The organism is Pseudarthrobacter sp. NIBRBAC000502770, assembly GCF_006517815.1.
Classification (GTDB): domain Bacteria; phylum Actinomycetota; class Actinomycetes; order Actinomycetales; family Micrococcaceae; genus Arthrobacter; species Arthrobacter niigatensis.
Genome location: NZ_CP041198.1, coordinates 352493 through 369338, shown reverse-complemented (window position 1 = coordinate 369338; position 16846 = coordinate 352493). Strand labels below are relative to the sequence as shown.

At 64.6% G+C, this 16846-nt stretch carries 15 protein-coding genes and 1 pseudogene; 8 read left to right on the top strand and 8 right to left on the bottom strand.

The window, feature by feature from the left end; translation table 11 throughout:
- Window positions 1-7 precede the first annotated feature (7 nt).
- From NIBR502770_RS02085 to NIBR502770_RS02075, 3 genes are all read left to right on the top strand, one after another.
- Window positions 8-403, top strand: a complete 396-nt coding sequence (locus tag NIBR502770_RS02085) for a DUF1622 domain-containing protein (protein ID WP_141180866.1) — start codon at window positions 8-10, stop codon at window positions 401-403.
- A 64-nt stretch (window positions 404-467) separates the two neighbouring features.
- Window positions 468-1247 (top strand): isocitrate lyase/phosphoenolpyruvate mutase family protein, encoded by a 780-nt coding sequence (locus NIBR502770_RS02080; RefSeq protein ID WP_141180865.1) that lies wholly within the window; start codon window positions 468-470, stop codon window positions 1245-1247.
- Between the two features lie 63 nt (window positions 1248-1310).
- The gene (locus NIBR502770_RS02075) at window positions 1311-2117 is read left to right on the top strand and encodes a YqjF family protein (protein WP_141180864.1); all 807 of its coding nucleotides are present in this window, start codon (window positions 1311-1313) and stop codon (window positions 2115-2117) included.
- A gap of 33 nt (window positions 2118-2150) precedes the next feature.
- Here the strand turns inward: NIBR502770_RS02075 and NIBR502770_RS02070 are convergent, their stop codons facing one another.
- Window positions 2151-4583 carry a Tex family protein gene (locus NIBR502770_RS02070; protein ID WP_141180863.1) on the bottom strand — a complete coding sequence of 811 codons (2433 nt, stop codon included), beginning with the start codon at window positions 4581-4583 and terminating at the stop codon, window positions 2151-2153.
- A gap of 129 nt (window positions 4584-4712) precedes the next feature.
- On the opposite strand from NIBR502770_RS02070, the gene NIBR502770_RS02065 reads away from it, so the two are divergent.
- Complete coding sequence (locus tag NIBR502770_RS02065; RefSeq protein WP_141157959.1) at window positions 4713-5030, top strand: hypothetical protein; 318 nt, start codon at window positions 4713-4715, stop codon at window positions 5028-5030.
- A gap of 233 nt (window positions 5031-5263) precedes the next feature.
- Here NIBR502770_RS02065 and NIBR502770_RS02060 read toward each other — a convergent pair whose 3' ends face one another.
- From NIBR502770_RS02060 to NIBR502770_RS02050, 4 genes are all read right to left on the bottom strand, one after another.
- A complete protein-coding gene (locus NIBR502770_RS02060; protein WP_141180862.1) occupies window positions 5264-6334 on the bottom strand; it encodes an alkene reductase in 1071 nt (356 codons plus the stop codon).
- Between the two features lie 117 nt (window positions 6335-6451).
- Window positions 6452-7186 carry a hypothetical protein gene (locus NIBR502770_RS02055; protein ID WP_246857363.1) on the bottom strand — a complete coding sequence of 245 codons (735 nt, stop codon included), beginning with the start codon at window positions 7184-7186 and terminating at the stop codon, window positions 6452-6454.
- Between the two features lie 250 nt (window positions 7187-7436).
- Window positions 7437-8132 carry a DUF6318 family protein gene (locus NIBR502770_RS21745; RefSeq protein WP_371416482.1) on the bottom strand — a complete coding sequence of 232 codons (696 nt, stop codon included), beginning with the start codon at window positions 8130-8132 and terminating at the stop codon, window positions 7437-7439.
- Between the two features lie 193 nt (window positions 8133-8325).
- Window positions 8326-10053: a cytosine permease gene (locus NIBR502770_RS02050; protein WP_141180861.1), complete on the bottom strand. Its 1728-nt coding sequence runs from the start codon at window positions 10051-10053 to the stop codon at window positions 8326-8328.
- Between the two features lie 186 nt (window positions 10054-10239).
- Here NIBR502770_RS02050 and NIBR502770_RS02045 point away from each other — a divergent pair.
- Together NIBR502770_RS02045 and NIBR502770_RS02040 are read left to right on the top strand one after the other, a co-directional pair.
- Window positions 10240-10673, top strand: a pseudogene (locus NIBR502770_RS02045) (pyridoxamine 5'-phosphate oxidase family protein).
- 19 nt (window positions 10674-10692) lie between these two features.
- The gene (locus tag NIBR502770_RS02040; RefSeq protein ID WP_141180860.1) at window positions 10693-11151 is read left to right on the top strand and encodes a very short patch repair endonuclease; all 459 of its coding nucleotides are present in this window, start codon (window positions 10693-10695) and stop codon (window positions 11149-11151) included.
- 137 nt (window positions 11152-11288) lie between these two features.
- On the opposite strand, the gene NIBR502770_RS02035 is transcribed toward NIBR502770_RS02040, so the two are convergent.
- A complete protein-coding gene (locus NIBR502770_RS02035; protein WP_371416481.1) occupies window positions 11289-12467 on the bottom strand; it encodes a glycosyl hydrolase in 1179 nt (392 codons plus the stop codon).
- Window positions 12468-12751: 284 nt separating this feature from the next.
- On the opposite strand from NIBR502770_RS02035, the gene NIBR502770_RS02030 reads away from it, so the two are divergent.
- Entirely contained in the window at window positions 12752-13162 is a 411-nt protein-coding gene (locus NIBR502770_RS02030; RefSeq protein WP_141157966.1) for an Hpt domain-containing protein, read from the top strand.
- On the opposite strand, the gene NIBR502770_RS02025 is transcribed toward NIBR502770_RS02030, so the two are convergent.
- Window positions 13135-13899 (bottom strand): response regulator transcription factor, encoded by a 765-nt coding sequence (locus tag NIBR502770_RS02025; RefSeq protein WP_210411285.1) that lies wholly within the window; start codon window positions 13897-13899, stop codon window positions 13135-13137. The two genes, NIBR502770_RS02030 and NIBR502770_RS02025, sit on opposite strands and share 28 nt — an antisense overlap.
- Before the next feature lie 94 nt (window positions 13900-13993).
- Here NIBR502770_RS02025 and NIBR502770_RS02020 point away from each other — a divergent pair, with 94 nt between their 5' ends.
- A complete protein-coding gene (locus tag NIBR502770_RS02020) occupies window positions 13994-15649 on the top strand; it encodes a cell wall metabolism sensor histidine kinase WalK (RefSeq protein WP_141180859.1) in 1656 nt (551 codons plus the stop codon).
- On the opposite strand, the gene NIBR502770_RS02015 is transcribed toward NIBR502770_RS02020, so the two are convergent.
- The gene (locus tag NIBR502770_RS02015; protein WP_371416510.1) at window positions 15627-16805 is read right to left on the bottom strand and encodes a restriction endonuclease; all 1179 of its coding nucleotides are present in this window, start codon (window positions 16803-16805) and stop codon (window positions 15627-15629) included. The two genes, NIBR502770_RS02020 and NIBR502770_RS02015, sit on opposite strands and share 23 nt — an antisense overlap.
- Window positions 16806-16846: the final 41 nt, after the last annotated feature.

Sequence of the window (16846 nt, the reverse complement as noted above, 5' to 3'; positions counted from 1 at the left end):
GCAGGGCATGGAGTTTCGGCAGGTTATTGAGACGGTTGGGCAGCTGGTCGACTTCGCAGGAGTCGCAGTCATGGTCGTCGGAGCAGTGGTTTCCCTCCCCATGGCGCTCCGGGGTCATCAGCCGCGGCAGCTTCCGGCGGGCAATGAGAAACTGAGTTTCTACCGTTCCTACCGCCAACTGCTGGGAAGATCCATCCTGCTGGGCCTCGAACTACTCGTCGCTGCCGACATCATCCGCACAGTTGCCGTCACGCCGACGTTCGCCAGCGTCGGAGTGCTGGCCATCATCGTCCTGATCAGGACGTTCCTCAGCTTCTCCCTCGAGTTGGAAATCACCGGGCGCTGGCCGTGGCAAAAGGACCCGTCGGCTGCCCGTCCTCATTCCACCGCCGCACGCAGCTAAGGGCCCGCTGGGGTTAGCCCACCCCAGCGAAGTGTGTCCAAAGACTGTCCGTTAGGCTTCACCCATGACCGAAAACAGCAGCGCAAGAGCCTCCGAACTTCTCCGCCTACACCAGGCCCCTGAGATCCTCCAGGTGGTCAACGTATGGGATGCCATCACGGCCAAAGTCATTACGGACATCCCGGGAACTACTGCCCTGGCAACGGCAAGCCACTCGATCGCCGCGACGCTGGGCTACGAGGACGGCGAGAACATTCCCGTCGACGAGATGATCAGCTTTGTGGGCCGCATCGCGGCGGCCACCCACCTGCCGGTCAGCGCTGACCTTGAGTCCGGCTATGGGAACCCTGGGGAGACAACCCGCAAAGCCATCGGAGTCGGAATCGTTGGAGCCAATATCGAGGACCAGATGCGCCCGCTCGAGGACGCCGTAAACCAGATGGCAGCCGTCGTGCACGCTGGCGCTGCAGAAGGAATCGACTTTGTCCTGAACGCGCGGACCGACGCCTTCCTCAAGGGAAAGGACCGGGATCCTCAAGACGTTCTTGCCGATGCCATCGCGCGCGGCAAGGCCTTCCTGGACGTCGGTGCCACCACGGTCTTCGTCCCTGGCCTCCTGGACGAGCCCACGGTCACGGCCCTGGTGGAAGCCATCGGTTGGAACAAAGTCTCGGTCATCAACGTGCCCGGGTCCCTGCCGCCGGCGAAGCTGGAGGAACTGGGCGTGGCCCGCATTTCGTACGGTCCCTGGACCCAGAGGGTGGCGCTGACGGCCCTGGCTGACACAGCTGCCAAACTTCTCGCCGGTGGCCACCTTCCCGAAGACACACGCCCACTGAACTGAGAGCTGCGGAGCTGAATAACAGGGCGCTTAGCCATCCGGACCGAGCGAAGGAGTGGGAGGACCTTGACCGGAAACCTGAATGCCGCAGGAGTGTGGCCGCGGCCGCCGGCACTTCCCAGGCCGGTATTTTCCGACCAGAGGTGGCTTGATGCCGTCTTCCTTCACTGGCGCATTCCGGAGGCCGCCGCCGCCGCGTACATGCCTGAGGGGGTTCAACCCGATGTTTTCGACGGCAGTTCCTGGGTGGGCCTGATCGGCTTCCGCATGGAACAAGCGGGACTCGGAACCGGCCCCGGCATCCCGTACCTGGGCAGCTTCAACGAGGTGAACGTCCGGCTTTACTCCCGCGAACCGAATGGGACGCGCGGAGTGGTCTTCCTAAGCCTCGACGCCACCAGGCTGCCGGTGGTTCTGGCCACGCGGGCTGCCGGAATCCCATACGTGTGGTCGCAGATCCGGCAATGGCCGTCCTTTCCCGGCGGCGACGCGCGGCAACAGGCAACTGGAGCGGCTCGTACACCTGGGAGTGCGAATCAATCCACGGTCGGCTATTCGGTGCGCCGGCTCGGCGCCGCCGGCGCACGCAGCAGCTTCGGGGTAATCCCCGATCTGCACACCGCGGCCGTCGACCCTTTATCCATCTTCCTGACGGCGAGGTACGGCATGCACGGGCGCTTTCACGGCAGGAGCATCTACGTCCCGAACACCCACCACGAATGGCCACTTTTTAGCGCCAAGGTCCATCGGCTCCGTGACGGACTGGTGGGGGCGGCCGGTATCAACGTCAAGGGCCCGCCAGAGTCCGCCCTCTACTCCCCCGGAGTCCGGACAAGGTTCGGCCGGCCACGCGTGCTGGGAACTAACGGTTAGGGACCCTCATCCTGGACCGCCCAACACCGTGGACTACTTGCCCAGGCCCGCCTTCCGGAGTGCCTCGGCCATGGCCGTGTTGGCAGGCTGGGGTTTGGGGCTTGACCGGACGCTCCCGCCGGACAGGCCTGCTCCCTGCTTGGCCGGCTGTTGGCGGTCCGGACGCCCGGCACGCTCGGGCGTCCGGCTCCCGGAATCGCGGCGACCGGAACCGGAATCGCGACGGCCTGAACCTGCGCCGCCGCCGGCGGGTTCGTCGTCGAGCCTCAACGTCAGCGAAATCCGCTTCCGCTCCGGATCCGCCTCCAGCACCTTCACCCGGACCACCTGGCCGGACTTCACCACCTCGCGCGGATCGGACACAAAGCGGTTGGACAGGGCGGATACGTGGACAAGGCCGTCCTGATGGACTCCAACGTTCACGAACGCCCCAAATGCAGCAACGTTAGTTACCGTTCCTTCGAGGATCATGCCCGGCACCAGGTCCGAGATCTTCTCAATGCCTTCCGAGAACGTGGCAGCGGCAAAGGCGGGCCGGGGGTCGCGCCCGGGTTTGTCCAGTTCTGCGAGGATGTCCTTGACGGTGGGGAGGCCGAACGTACCGTCAACGAACTTCTGTGGGTCCAGGGAGGAGGCCGGGGCGGAACCGGCTGCCACGAGGATCTTCCTCGCCACCGCATACGATTCGGGGTGCACACTCGATGCGTCCAGCGGCTCTGCTCCCCCGGTGATCCTCAGGAAGCCTGCACACTGCTCGAAAGCCTTGGCGCCCAGCCGCGGCACTTTCTTGAGGTCGGTCCGCTTGTTGAAGGGTCCGTGTTCATTCCGGTAGGCCACGATGTTCTCACTGAGCAGGGGACCGACGCCGGCTACCCGGCTCAGCAGCGCCGGCGAGGCAGTGTTGACGTCGACACCCACGGCATTCACGCAGTCCTCCACCACGGCATCCAGGCTCCGGTCGAGCTTCGACGCTGTCACGGCGTGCTGATACTGGCCGACGCCGATGGACTTGGGATCGATCTTCACCAGTTCAGCGAGCGGATCCTGCAGCCGGCGGGCAATGGAAACTGCGCCACGCAGCGATACATCCATCCCGGGGAGCTCCGCCGCGGCGAGCGCCGAGGCGGAGTAGACCGATGCGCCGGCCTCGGACACCACAATTTTCTGGGGTTTCCGGTCCACCTCCGGAAGCAGCTTGATCAGTTCAGCAGCCAGTTTGTCCGTCTCCCGTGAGGCGGTCCCGTTGCCGATGGCCACGAGTTCGACGGCGTGCTGCCGCGCCAAACGCACCAAGGTGGCCAAAGCTTCGTCCCATTTCCGCGCCGGGGCATGCGGGTAGACCGTGTCAGTGGCAACCACTTTCCCGGTGCCGTCCACCACGGCGACCTTCACCCCGGTCCGAAGCCCTGGGTCAAGGCCCAGGGTGGCACGGTTGCCGGCTGGTGCGGCCAGCAGGACGTCCCGGAGGTTGGCGGCGAAGACCCGGACCGCTTCGTCCTCAGCTGCGGCGAACAACCTGGCGCGGAGGTCGGAGGTGAGGCGGGCCAGCACGCGTGAACGCCAGGCCACCTGGGCAGTCTGCATCAGCCATGCGTCGGCGGGGCGGCCCCGGTCGGCGACCCCGAGGAACCTGGCCACCGCAGACTCGTAACGGGCGCGGGCGGCAGTGAGGGCAGCGTCGTCCGAAGGGTCGGCTTCAGCGAGGTCCAGCTCAAGGACGCCGTCTTTCTCGCCGCGGAACAACGCAAGCACCCGGTGGGACGGCATCCGGTCCGGCGCCTGCGCGAACTCGAAGTAGTCCGCGAACTTCTGGCCTTCGGCTTCCTTGCCCTTCTTGACGCGGGAGACCATCCGGCCCTGGGTCCACATCCTGTCCCGCAGGTTGGCGGCGAGGTCAGGGTCCTGGGCCACGCGCTCCACCAGGATGGCGCGGGCACCCGCGAGCGCGGCGGCAGGATCACTGATGGCGTGCTCACTGTTGAGGTACTTCCCGGCCTCGTGTTCGGGGTCCAGGTCCGGCCGCTTCAACAGCGTGTCCGCGAGGGGCTCCAGGCCCCCCTCCCGGGCCATCTGGGCCTTGGTCCGGCGCTTGGACTTGAACGGCAGGTAGATGTCTTCGAGCCGCGACTTGGTGTCCGCGGCCAGGACCGCTTTCCGCAACTCCGGTGTCAGCTGGCCCTGCGCTTCTATCGCGTCGAGGACTGCACGACGGCGGTCCGCCAGTTCGCGGAGGTAGCGGAGCCGTTCGTCGAGGTCGCGAAGCTGGGTATCGTCCAGCGTGCCGGTGGCTTCCTTGCGGTAGCGGGCGACGAAGGGAACCGTCGCCCCGCCGTCGAGCAATCCAACCGCAGCCTTGACCTGCCAGTCCTTGACCTCCAGCTCGGCAGCGATCTGGGCGAAGATCGCGTCCTCCTCCGATGCGCGGGAGGGGGCGGACGTGGTGGCGGGGGCAGGCAGTTGAGTCACCAGAACATCTTGCCTTACCGCGCTGCCGGGCTCCACCGGAGTTCGTGCGGATAGGGGTTCGGCGGGGCAAGGGAGGTATTCCGCTGGGCCCTTCAAAGTGCTGTAGTGGACATGCCGTTACTGGTACCCATGCTCGAGGAAGAGGCCATCATGCGGGAATTGCTTGTGGTGTTTCAGGAGGGGTTCGACGAGGCCAACGTGACCGTGACCGTCAACGGCAAGGAGGTCCGCCGGGACTTGGGAATCTCGACCAATCCGCTGCTCGGGATCGCATCCGAGGTGTCCGTCGAGCTCCCGGCGAAGGGTGCACAGGTGGGGGTCGAAGTCACCAATCGGGGCCTGAAGGCCATCACCAAGGTCAGCGGGAAGCCGAAGAGCGTGCTGGTATCGATCGAGGATGGGCGCTTGCTGATGAAGGAAGGCACAGGCCGCGAGGCTGTTCTTTAGCCCGTTTTCCAAGCGGCGAAATTGGCTCTGGCAGGAGTCCATTCGTTGGAGTATCATCTGATCACCGCCGGCATCCGATGGAGTCCGGCGGGCCACATTATCCTTCTGCCGGAAAGTCGTCGGATGACCTTCCGGTACAGCTGCCCGGGACCAGCACCCCTGACAGCCCACGACGGCGGCACCCACGGTGGGTGCCGCCGTCGTTGTCTTGTCCGGGTTGGCCAGTGGGTCGCTTAGCCCTGGTACACCGGGTAGTCCGTGTACCCGATGGCGCCATCTGCGTAGAAGGTGGAGGCGTCAGGTTCGTTGAGCGGGAGGCTTTCCTTCCAGCGCCGGGCCAGGTCCGGGTTGGCGATTGCCGGGCGTCCCACCACGACGGCGTCTGCGTGGCCTTCGGCCACCAGGCTCACGGCTTCTTCCCGGGTGGTGATGACACCGAAGCCGGTGTTGACCAGGAAGGTGCCGCCGAAGCGTGTACGGAGGTCCTGGACCAGTTCGCCGGTGGGTTCGTGATGCAGGATGCTCAGGTAGGCCAGGTTGAGCGGTGCGATGCTGTCCACGAGGACCTCGTAGGTGGCGCGCACGTCGGCTGCGTCGGTTTCGACGATGCCCTGCACGTTGTGCTCAGGGGAAATGCGCACGCCCACCCGGTTCGCGCCGACGGCTGCCACGACGGCGTTGATGGTTTCGATGACGAAGCGGGCCCTGTTTTCCGGTGACCCGCCGTAGCTGTCCGTCCGGACGTTGGAGTTCGGCGCCAGGAACTCGTGCAAGAGGTAACCGTTGGCGGCATGCAGTTCCACGCCGTCGAATCCTGCCTCAATCGCGTTCAGCGATGCGTTGACGAATTCCTGGATGACCATGGGGAGCTCGTCAGTGGTGAGGGCGTGCGGCACAGGATAGGGCTGCTTGCCTGCCGGTGTCCGGACCACGCCATCAATGGCTACTGCGCTGGGGGCGACGATGGGCAGGCCACCGGTGATATCAGAGTGGGAAACCCTGCCGCCGTGCATGATCTGGGCGAACATCCGGCCGCCTTCGGCGTGGACGGCGTCGGTAACCTTCTTCCACCCGGCAACCTGCTCCTCGGTGACGATGCCGGGCTGGCCCGGGTAAGCCTGACCGACCGGCGCGGGGTAGGTGCCCTCGCTGACGATCAGGCCCAAGGAGGCGCGCTGGCGGTAGTGCTCGGCGAGGAGCGGGCCGGGGACGCCTTTCTCACCCGCGCGAAGGCGGGTCAGGGGCGCCATCACCAAGCGGTTGGGAAGTTCCAGTTCACCGAGGGTGAGCGGGGAAAACAGCATGCGCAGTTCCTTTCGAAGGCTGAAGACGTACTGTCCTTGGCAACTGTGGGGCGCATGCAACTATTCCGTGCCAGTCGATGGTGGGACGGGGATCACAGGTCCACCTCAGTGCCCGCGCTATCCGCCCACGCCCGGGCAGCCTTGGCCCTGCGGATTGGCGTTGCAGTCGTCGGCATAGTTGCGGGTGAGAGATCGCCACACGCTGATAATTTGCGGTGGGGCGTTGAACTGGCCTTGGCCCGGGATCGGCAGCGGCGGCCCGGAATTCACCGAGTAGGTGCCTTGGAACGAGGTGGTCAGGACCACCCGGAAGTCGCCTGTGGAGGCATACGCGTGGCTGGTCCGGGTCTTCTCGCCCCAACGGTCCTGCGGCAACGGGCCGCCCATGGAAGGTTGCGGGCCGAAGACTGTGCCGTCTCCGTAGTTCCATATGTACTGGACCGGCGTGGCGACCACGTGAACCTTCTGGCCGAACATGGTGATGTCGAACTGCTGTTCAGTGGCTTCTGCGTAGAAGTTCGTCTCGGCGCCGCGCAGCGTGTTGGGGCTGGGCTGGGCCACGACCGCACCAACACTGACCGGGAGGTTCTGGAACTGCCGTTGGATGTCGGCAGCAATCCGGGGCAGGAGGTCCTCGGGTTTCGGATCGTAGAGGCAGGTGGGGCCGGAATGGTGCGCCCACACTGCTCCCGGCACACCCCGCGGCCGCGACAGCCACATAACAGGGATGCCCTTGGCGCCGTCCTCCCGGTCTTTGCAGTCGAGCTGGCGGGCGAGGCAGGGCGTATCGAAGTCGCCGCCGCCAAGGTGGCACTGGAGTTCGTATTTGTACTCGTTGGGGTCTGTACTCACGGCGCCAGGTTCTGGTCGAGTAAAGTCGCCAGTCCCAGGATCCAATTGCCATCCACTGACGTCGGCTCCTCCGGAATTCCAGTGACCCTTCGGTGGTGCGTTTCCCATTTTTGGCGGGGATGAACCATCGTTTTCGCGATCAATCATTGGCGCTTTACCGTACTCTGTAGCCGCGCTGGCGGCAGCCGGCACGAGGAGGGATACCAATAGATAGCCCAGCACGCAAAATTGGAACAGGACTTTCATATCGTCAACCGACGATCGGCTCAACAGTTTGGACAAACCATGAGCCTTCGCGGAACACGACTAACATCAGGCTGCCTGAGTCCGCAGGCTTGGGGTCAGTACTATCGAGGGACTTGTCCGAGTTGTAGTAGCTCAGTGCTTCCTGCGACACCTGGACGGCGACTTGGTAGTTACCATCGGGTGCCACGACAAATGTCGTATTGACGGACGGAGTGGTTACCCGGCCACCGACCAACCATCGGCCCTCCTGATGCCAGCCTTGTTGAACCTGCCTTGCTCGTTCACACATAGTGCACGCCGGACTGGTAAGCGTGGATATGGACCTTGTATCACCGGTTTCGTACCCATAGCTGAGGAGCTGGAACCAGTACCTAGCGAACGCCTCGAGCCCTTCTTTCGTCTCTGTCTTAGCCACTTCCGGAAGCGCAGGAACCGGGACGTTCTGGGCTGGGCCGGTAGCGTCGGCGGGCTTGTAGACGGCACTCGGCGTTGAGGTGGGAGTGGCGGCGGCGGTGGCTGTCGGCGTCTCGTCGGCCACCTGGGACGACGTGCCGCCCGGTCCTGGCGACCCTCCGGAGTTGCAGCCGGACAAGGCGAGGGCCAAACCGACAACAAGGGCCGCGGCACCGGACCTGGAAACTCTGGAGTGGAAGGCCCCCGACGGGGCAACGCGTGACGCAAAGGAGTTCTGTGATGTCATGGGCCGCTAATCCCCCAGTAGTTTCAAGACGGCTTGTTCCGGACAGTGACTTAAGGGTAGCCCACGTCACAATTCGGCGGGATAGTTATCCACAGCCCTAGAGCCCAAGAATTGTCTACCACCAGGAATCCGACAAACGAAGTCACAAGGAAAGCCGGCGCACCTAAGTGCACCGGCTTCCTGATAAACCGCCCTACTTTTGTGCGGGCAGCACCAGCTCCCCCGTCTTGTCCGTCGACAAGGCGAGCGATGAAACATACTGCGGGCCGCCGTCGGACGCGTCCTGGGCGGAACGCACCATGTCCGGCCGCTCAAACTCCAACCCCGTCACGTGGCACAGGAGCTTGGCGTCGCTGGGATTCCCGTCGGCGTCGAACATGGGCAGGTCGATCCCGTCGTCGAATCGCCGCAGGTAGAACTTGCCGCGGGTCAGAACGGCCAGTACCGGTGGCAGGACCAGCGCCAGTCCTACGGCGAAGATAGGCGAGTACGGCTGGATCGCGGCACCAAAGGCCCCGAAGAACACGGCAATCGAAACCCCTGCGGACACCAGCATGGACACGAAGCCAACGGGGTTCACGGCGTACAGCATGCCGCGGCGGAACTCAGGCACCTTGGGGGAAATCTTGAGCAGGTACTTGTTGATCGCAATATCGGACGCCACCGTGACAACCCAGGCCATGGCGCAGTTCGCGTAGAACCCGAGGATGGTGTTCAGGAAATCGAACATGTTCGCTTCCATCAGCACCAGCGCGATCAGCAGGTTGACCACCACGAACACCATCCGGCCTGGGTAGGTCTTGGTGATGCGCGTGAAGGAGTTGGTCCAGGCCAGCGAGCCGGAGTAGGCGTTGGTGACGTTGATCTTGATCTGCGAGATGACCACCAGCACCACGGCCAGGGTCATGGCCAGCCAGGCCGGCATCATCTCCTGGTACACGCCAAGGAACTGGTGCACGGGCTCATTGGCGGTGGCGGAGGCGGCAGGATCCAGCGTGGCGATCAGGTAGATGGCGATGAACAGGCCCACGATCTGCTTGATGGCCCCGAAAATCACCCAGCCCGGCCCGGCCAGGATCACTGCCCGCCACCAGGCGGCCCGGTTGGCATCGGTGCGCGGCGGCATGAACCGGAGGTAGTCGATCTGCTCGGCAATCTGCGCCATCAAGGACAGGCACACGCCGGCGGCGAGCATCACGGACGCAAGGTTCGGACCGCCGTCGCCCGTTGCACCGGTGTAGGCGAAGAAGCTGTCGATGCTCTCCGGGTGCGAGACCAGAAGGTAACCCACAGGCACCACCATCAGGAGCAGCCACAAGGGAGTGGTCCATACTTGGAGCTTGGCCAGCGTGTTCATGCCGTAGATGACCAGCGGAATGATGAGCACAGTAGACGCGGCGTACCCGAGCCACTGCGGAATGCCGAGTCCCAGCTCCAGACCCTGCGCCATGATGGAGCCCTCCAGCGCGAAGAAGATGAAGGTAAACGTGGCAAAGATGACGTTGGTGACCACTGAACCGTAGTAGCCAAAGCCCGAGCCGCGGGTGATCAGGTCCAGGTCGATGTTGTAGCGGGCCGCGTAATAGGCCAAGGGAAAGCCGGTGGCGAAGATGACCACGGCTGCCACCAGGATTCCCAGGATCGCGTTGACCGTCCCGTAGGAGATGCCGATGTTCGCCCCGATCGAGAAGTCCGCCAGGTAGGCGATACCGCCCAGCGCGCTGGTGGCCACCACTCCCGCGCTCCATTTGCGGTAGGACCGCGGCGCGAACCGCAGCGTATAGTCCTCCAGGCTTTCCTTGGTGGCGTTCAGTGCGGCGGTGTTGCCTGCCGTGGGGATCGCCGGGGAGCGTCCGACGACGGCGGCACCAGCAGGTGCCGCCGGTTCCAGCAGTTGGGTTGTGTCTGTGTCGTTGCCCATTGGGTGCGTCGCTTTCGTTTGCAGTCAGCCGTCATGGCCCTGCGTGCGACGCTATCCAGCCGGAAATACAACCCGGTCACAGCCCTGTTTCCGGACTGTTAAGCCTTGACGGTGTTGTCAAAAACACAGCGAAATGGGGGCACAAAGCCTCTGGCGCGTTTCTACCTCACGTAGAAGAATGGCCGCATGATGTTTGAACACGCGGACGGCAATCCTGTCCTTGAACTCGATGATGAGCAGTCGTGGCGGCTCCTGGCGGCAACGCAGCACGGCCGGCTGGTGGTCTCCGTTGCCGGGGAGCCGGATATCTTCCCGGTCAACTATGTAACCTCCAACCGGAAGCTTTACCTGCGCACGGCGCCCGGAAACAAACTGGCGCAACTGACCATCAACGCCAAGGTACTGTTCGAAACCGACGGCATCCTGTCCCAGGAGGCCTGGTCCGTTGTCCTGCGGGGACGGCGCGGGTGCTCAGTAATTCCGACGAACTCGCCGCCATCGAGGAACTCGGCCTGAAAACCTGGGTCCCCACGCTCAAGGACTTCTACGTGGAGATCGACCCCAAGTCCGTCAGCGGCCGCCACTTCGTGTTCGGCGAACAGCCGGAACGGGAGATCTAGGCACTCCTAGACTGGGAAGATGCCGGACACTTCCAGCGCTGACAACGCCTCAGCTGACAAGCTCACGCCCGAGCAGCGCAGCTGGAACATGTCCCGGATCCGCGGAAAGAACACCAAGCCTGAGCTGGTGGTGCGCCGGTTGCTGCACGCCAGGGGCTATCGGTACCGGCTGCACGGCAGTTCCGGCGGCAACAGGCTGCCGGGGAATCCCGACCTCGTCTTCGCCGCCCGGCACAAGGTAATCTTCGTCAACGGCTGCTTCTGGCATTTCCACGACTGCCGGGTGGGCCTGCATGCCCCGAAGGCCAACGCCGAGTTCTGGGCTGCGAAACGTACCCGGACCCGTGAGCGTGACGCCGGCCAGCGCCGGCAGCTCGAAGACGCCGGCTGGGAAGTGCTGACGGTCTGGGAGTGCGAGCTGAAGGACCGCTCAGCCCTCGAGGACCAGTTGGTGCACTTCCTCGAAGCCGGCGCCTGAGCCAAGCAATCAAGGAAATCTTGAGGCAATCTTTAGCTGCTGCCGGCACTGTCCTTGATCCTGGCACGGCACGATGAACGGGTTGCCGGCGATCGGGCGCCGCCACTGACAGTTTCGGAGCAGCTATCCCCTATCCCCTAGCTTCTCCGTGCCGACAGGGCGGACTTGAACGCCGACGCCGACGAATCACTGCTGTTGATGCGCCAGTCTGTTTCCTTTTGCATGTGGAACCAGACGAAGCCCATCACGTCCGGCTGGGCGGCCAGGTAGGACACCAGGTCCGTGTTCCAGGCCGCCTTGGAACCACCCAGTTCGCTGGACGCCGTTTCCGCTATCAGCACGGATTTCCCGGGGGCCACTGTGCGGAGCTGGGAGATGCCGGGGCCGAGGAGGTCCACCGGGGAAACCCAGCTGCTCCAGGTTTGCGAGGTGCCCCAGTTGTAGCCGTCCAGGGCCACGATATCCGCGTAGCCCGGACCGGGATACAGGCCTGCCAGGTCAGTGGAGCCCCAATAAGGCACATTCGGCGACCAGACCCACTGGACATTAGAGGCGCCCGTGGCGGCGACGACGTCGTGGACGTGCCGCCAGGCGGCTACGTAATCTCCGGCCTGGTTTCCGTTGACGCCTTCGGCCCAGGGATACCAGTTGCCGTTCATCTCGTGGGCGAATCGAAGCATGACCGGCTTGCCCCAGGCCGCGAGGGACTGGCCCCACTGGCTGATGTACCCGTCGAAGTCCCCGGCAGTTATCCTGGCCAGCGAATACGCGGGCTGGTTGATGCCGCCTCCCCATGCCCAGGGCTCCCAGGTGACCAGGGGCGTGGCTCCGCGGGAGCGGACAGCGTCCAGCTCAGTGATGGGCGGGGACTGCAGGAAATCCTTGTAACTCATCACGATGGAAGGGATCTCCCCGGACACTGTGGCCACCTCGTCCAGTTCACTGCTGGCCAGGGGTCCCCCCGGAGTGGCCGCTCCAAAACGCAAGGGGGCAGCACTGATTGTTGGAGCCGGCGCCGGGGCCGGAACGGGCGCCGCCTGCACCACGAAGGTTGCGGATGCCTTGATGGACGACGTCTTGGCGGTGATGGTCAGATTCCCGGTGGCCGCTGCCGGAATGGTGATGCCCGTGCTGAATGCCCCTTGCGAGGTGGTCTGGAACGCAAAGGTTGTGGAACCCGCAATCACGGTCCCGGTGGTGGAGGCTTTGAACCCGGTTCCGGTGACTGTAACGGCGGCACCGGCCGGACCGGAAGTGGGGTTGAGCGAAACTTGCGGTGACGTGGCTGCTGCGCTGGCCGGCTGGATGACGGACACCGCCAATCCAACCCCGATTATGAGCGCGACAAACAAGGACCTCAGTATTCGGAACACGGCAATCTATCCCCAGATTGAAATGCGGCCGCGGCCGCCGGTGGCGTCAGTGCAGAAAGCACTGGCCTTGATCCTAAGGGCAGAAATCCGCACTCCCATCAAGAAAACCACAATTCTTGCCGAGTCTTCTGCGAGGTCATGGGAACAGTCCTAACCTGAAAAAGAGCAAGCGTTCCGCCCCCACCGCCCTGTTTCCCGAGTCAACAAAGCCAGCAGAAAGGAGTGTCATGAGCACATCAGATGATGCCCCCAGGCCGCTGGTAGACCAGTCCGTTCTGGACCGGCTGCGGGATGAACTCGAGGAGGAGGAGGGCTACAGCCGGGTCTTCGTGGGGAACTTCATCGACTTCCTGCCGCAACGGTTGGGGCGGTTGCGGCTGGCCCTGACCACCGGCGACCTGGAAGGCTCCATGGACGCGGTCCTGAGCCTGAAAACCTCTAGCCAGATGGTTGGCGCCGAACGCTTGGCCGGGCTGGCCCTGGAACTGGAGAACGAGATCCGGACCGAAGCCCGCCACGCGGACATGGCGGTGGCGCTGCCCCGGCTGGCCGCCACGTACTTGCGGCCCATCACCCAGTGCAGCAGGCAGACCATGCACCGGCTGCAGGCTCAGTGCTGCCCCGGCGCCAAGCGGTAACCCACCCCGCGAACCGTCTGCAGCCACCGCGGCTGCTGCGGTGAGTCACCCAGCTTCTTGCGCAGGTTTCCCATGTGGACTTCCACAGAACGTTCGTCGGCCTCGCTGATGTAACTGCCGACGTCGTAATCCTCGTCCCGGAGCCGCCGCACCAGGTCGGATTTGGTCCTGACAGTGCGCCCGGCTTCCAGCAGGGCATACAGGAGTTCAAATTCCGTGCGGGTCAGGTTCATCTCCTTGCCGTCAACTGTGACGGTGCGGGAGGCGTAGCTGAGTTCCAGGCCGTTGTGGCTGAAGTTTCCGCGCTCCGGATGGGCCGCGCTGTCCGCGCCGGCATCCACTGAAACTTCCTGCGGGTCAGGAGCAGTCCGCGGCCGGCGCATCATCGCCGCCACCCGGGCGCGCAGCTCGCGCGGGCGGAACGGCTTGGTGAGGTAGTCATCGGCCCCCGATTCAAGCCCGATCAGGGTGTCCAGTTCCTCGGTGCGCGCCGTCAGCATCACGATGTACGCATCCGAGAACTCGCGGATCTGCCGCGAAACCTCAAAGCCGTCGATGTCCGGCAACCCCAGGTCCAGGGTGATGACATCGGGATTGAGGCTCTTGGCCATCAGGACGCCCTCGGCGCCCCCGCTGGCGACGGTCACGTCAAATCCAGCCTGGCTCAGCACAGTGCGAACCAATTCCCGAATGTCGTGGTCATCCTCGATGACCAGACCCACACGTGCCTCACTCATAGAGCCCCCTCAGTGCCAACGTCTGAAGTATAGCTGGCTGCGGATATCCTGCTGGTATGGTCCCGCACACCCCAACGTCCGCGTCCCCCGCACTATGAGCAACCCCACCGCCTGGTCCTCGGGGCGGCTGCGGTTCTTCAGGCGGCCCTTCCATGAGTACCGGCTGACGGACCGGGTGGCGCTAAGCCAGATGCCGTTGTTCGTGACCACCATCCTGACGGCCTTGCTGATGTGGGCGTTCTTCCCGGACACCATGGACAATCCCCTGTTCGTCACGTTCCTCGTCTCCCAACTGGCCATCATGGCGTTCTGCTACATCATTCCTTGGGAGCGGCTGCCCTACACGAGTTTCCTGGCGATCCCGCTGCTCGACTTTGTCTCCATTGCCGCAGGCAGGGAAGGCGGCCAGGAAAGCCTGACGGGAATCAGCCTGCTGGCCGTGTTCCCCGTCATATGGCTTTGCGCATCGGGTTACTACCCGCGGGCTGCACTGTGGTTTTCCTTCCTCGGTCCGCTGGCCATCATCTGGGTGCCGCTGCTCCTGAAGGGCAACTACACGCCGCAGGACTTCGCCCGTTCACTGCTGTTGCCCGTCATGATGCTGGGCATCGGCGTGTCGGTGAGCGTCCTGACCTTGAGCATGATGCGCCAGCAGGCGCAGCTGGAAGAAAAGGACGAGCAGCTGCGTGCCAGCTTGCGGACCAGCAAGCGCCAGGAATCGCTGCTGAACACCGTGCTGGACACCGTCCACCTGGGGGTGCTGGCTGTCGATGCGGACGGCCACGACATCCTGATGAACCGGAAGCAGCGCGCCAACCATGAACTGGCCCGGCCAAAGAACATTGCTGACCCCAACGAATCGCAACTGCTGGTCTACGGCCCGGACCGGAAGACTCTGGTCCCCGTCCGGGAACGTCCGGTCAGGCGGGCCGTCCTGGGGGAAACCTTCACCGACTACCTGGTGTGGCTGGGTGACGGGAAGGACCAGCGGGCACTCGTGACCACCGCCCGTGCCATGAAGGACTCGGACGGCAACTTCACCGGCTCGGTGGTCGTCTTCAGCGACGTCACGGACCTGGTGAACGCACTCACCGCCAAGGACGACTTCGTATCCAGCGTCTCGCACGAATTCCGGACCCCGCTGACATCCATCCTGGGCTACGTCGAAATTCTGCTCGCCGAAGACCAGGACGATCCCCAGCGGGAAATGCTGGAAATCATCCGCCGCAATTCTGAGCGCCTCCTGACACTGGTGTCAGACCTGCTGGCCAGCCGGAACGGCCAGCTGATCGTCTCGCCGGACGCTGTGGATGTTGCCGAGCTGGTACGCAGCAGCGTGTCCTCGGCGTTGCCCCGCGCAGCCGCCGCCGGCGTGGATCTGCGGGCGGAGACCCCGGAACGGCTGGAGGCCCGCGTGGACAGCGCCAGGATCTCCCAGGTCCTGGACAACCTGGTGTCCAACGCCATCAAATACTCCCCCGACGGCGGCGAGGTGGTGGTGTCGCTGGCACGGGAAGACGGCCATTTGGCGTGCCGGGTCAGGGACACAGGGATGGGCATGAGCTCGGAGGATGCTTCCGAGGTGTTCGCCAAGTTCTTCCGGACCAGCAACGTCCGGCGCACTGCCATCCCGGGCGTGGGCCTGGGCCTGCCCATCAGCAAGGCGATCGTAGAGGCCCACGGCGGGACCATCGACGTCGAAAGCACGCTGGGCGAGGGGACAACGTTTACGTTCCGGGTTCCGGTGTAGCAGTCCTGAGCACCTCGCCCCAGGATTGGGAGGCAAGTTCCCGGATGGATGCCAGGATGGCCGACGGCGGCTGGCTGAGGTCCAGCGGGAACTCCACGATGTCGATGTCGGTGTTCAGGATGCGGCGGAGTTTCATCTCGCCTTTGCCTGCGTAGACCAGCCAGGCGGTGGGCACGGCCAGGGCGGTGCAGTGCGCCAGCATCTGGTAATGGTCGGCGGTCAGGGACGCACCGGCGTCCGACGCCGCCCGGTACTTGGCGTTGTAGGCCACCACAGGGCGTCCGCCGAGCATGTGGACGGCATCCGGGCGCACGGACAGCCGGTCGGAGTCGCGCACCGCCTCGCTGAGGAGGGCGTTGTACCGCAGCCGCAGTTCCCCTGGATATGACGCCATGGCGCTGCGCAGCGCCGTTCCCACGAAGTCTTCGAAAACCTGGGCCATGTCCACCACGAACGACGCCGTCTGCTGCCTGCCCTCCCCCGCTTCCGCGGACGCGTTGCGCAGGACCAGCTCAGCCAGGCGCAGCACGGAGTGGTAGCGCAGGTTCATCCGGGTGGGTTTCCACGGCGGCACTGGGCTGCCGGCTGGGAGGCGGGTGACGGCGTCGAGCTTTCCCTTCAGCTGGCGCAGCCGGCCCAGTACCTCGGGCCGGACTCCGGGCACCTGGCCCATCCGTTCGAGGGCGGCGCGCAGGATCCGGTTTTCGGCGATGTCCTCGGTGAACTCGTCGTAGGAGACCTCCAGCGGAACCAGCATGCCGGGGCGGCGGGAGATCTGGTCCGAGATCCGGATCCGGCCCTTGACCGTGCGCAGGGATTCGTCCACGGTCAGGTAGCCCTGCAGGACGCCGCGGCCCAGGGCACGTTCGGCGAGCTGCGCCAGGGACTCCGCCAGCGCGCTCCACAGGTCCTGGTCTTCCTCGGCAGCCACCAGGTCCGGCCGGAAGCCCTGCTCCCCCGCATAACTGAGCAGGAAGAGGAGCCGGCTGAGGCCCAGACGGTCCTTGGGCCGGACGTCCAGCTGGAGCGTTGAGGTGCGCACCGAGCCTACCTTGCCCACCGGCTCGATCCGGTACAGCCCCATGCCCATGGGCGAGGCCTTGGCCAGCCCGCTGGAGTTCAGAAAGGAAGCGCTGGGCGCATCCAGCCGCTCCATCAGCCCGCTGGACAGCTCGTCCAGGACCAGGTGACGCACGG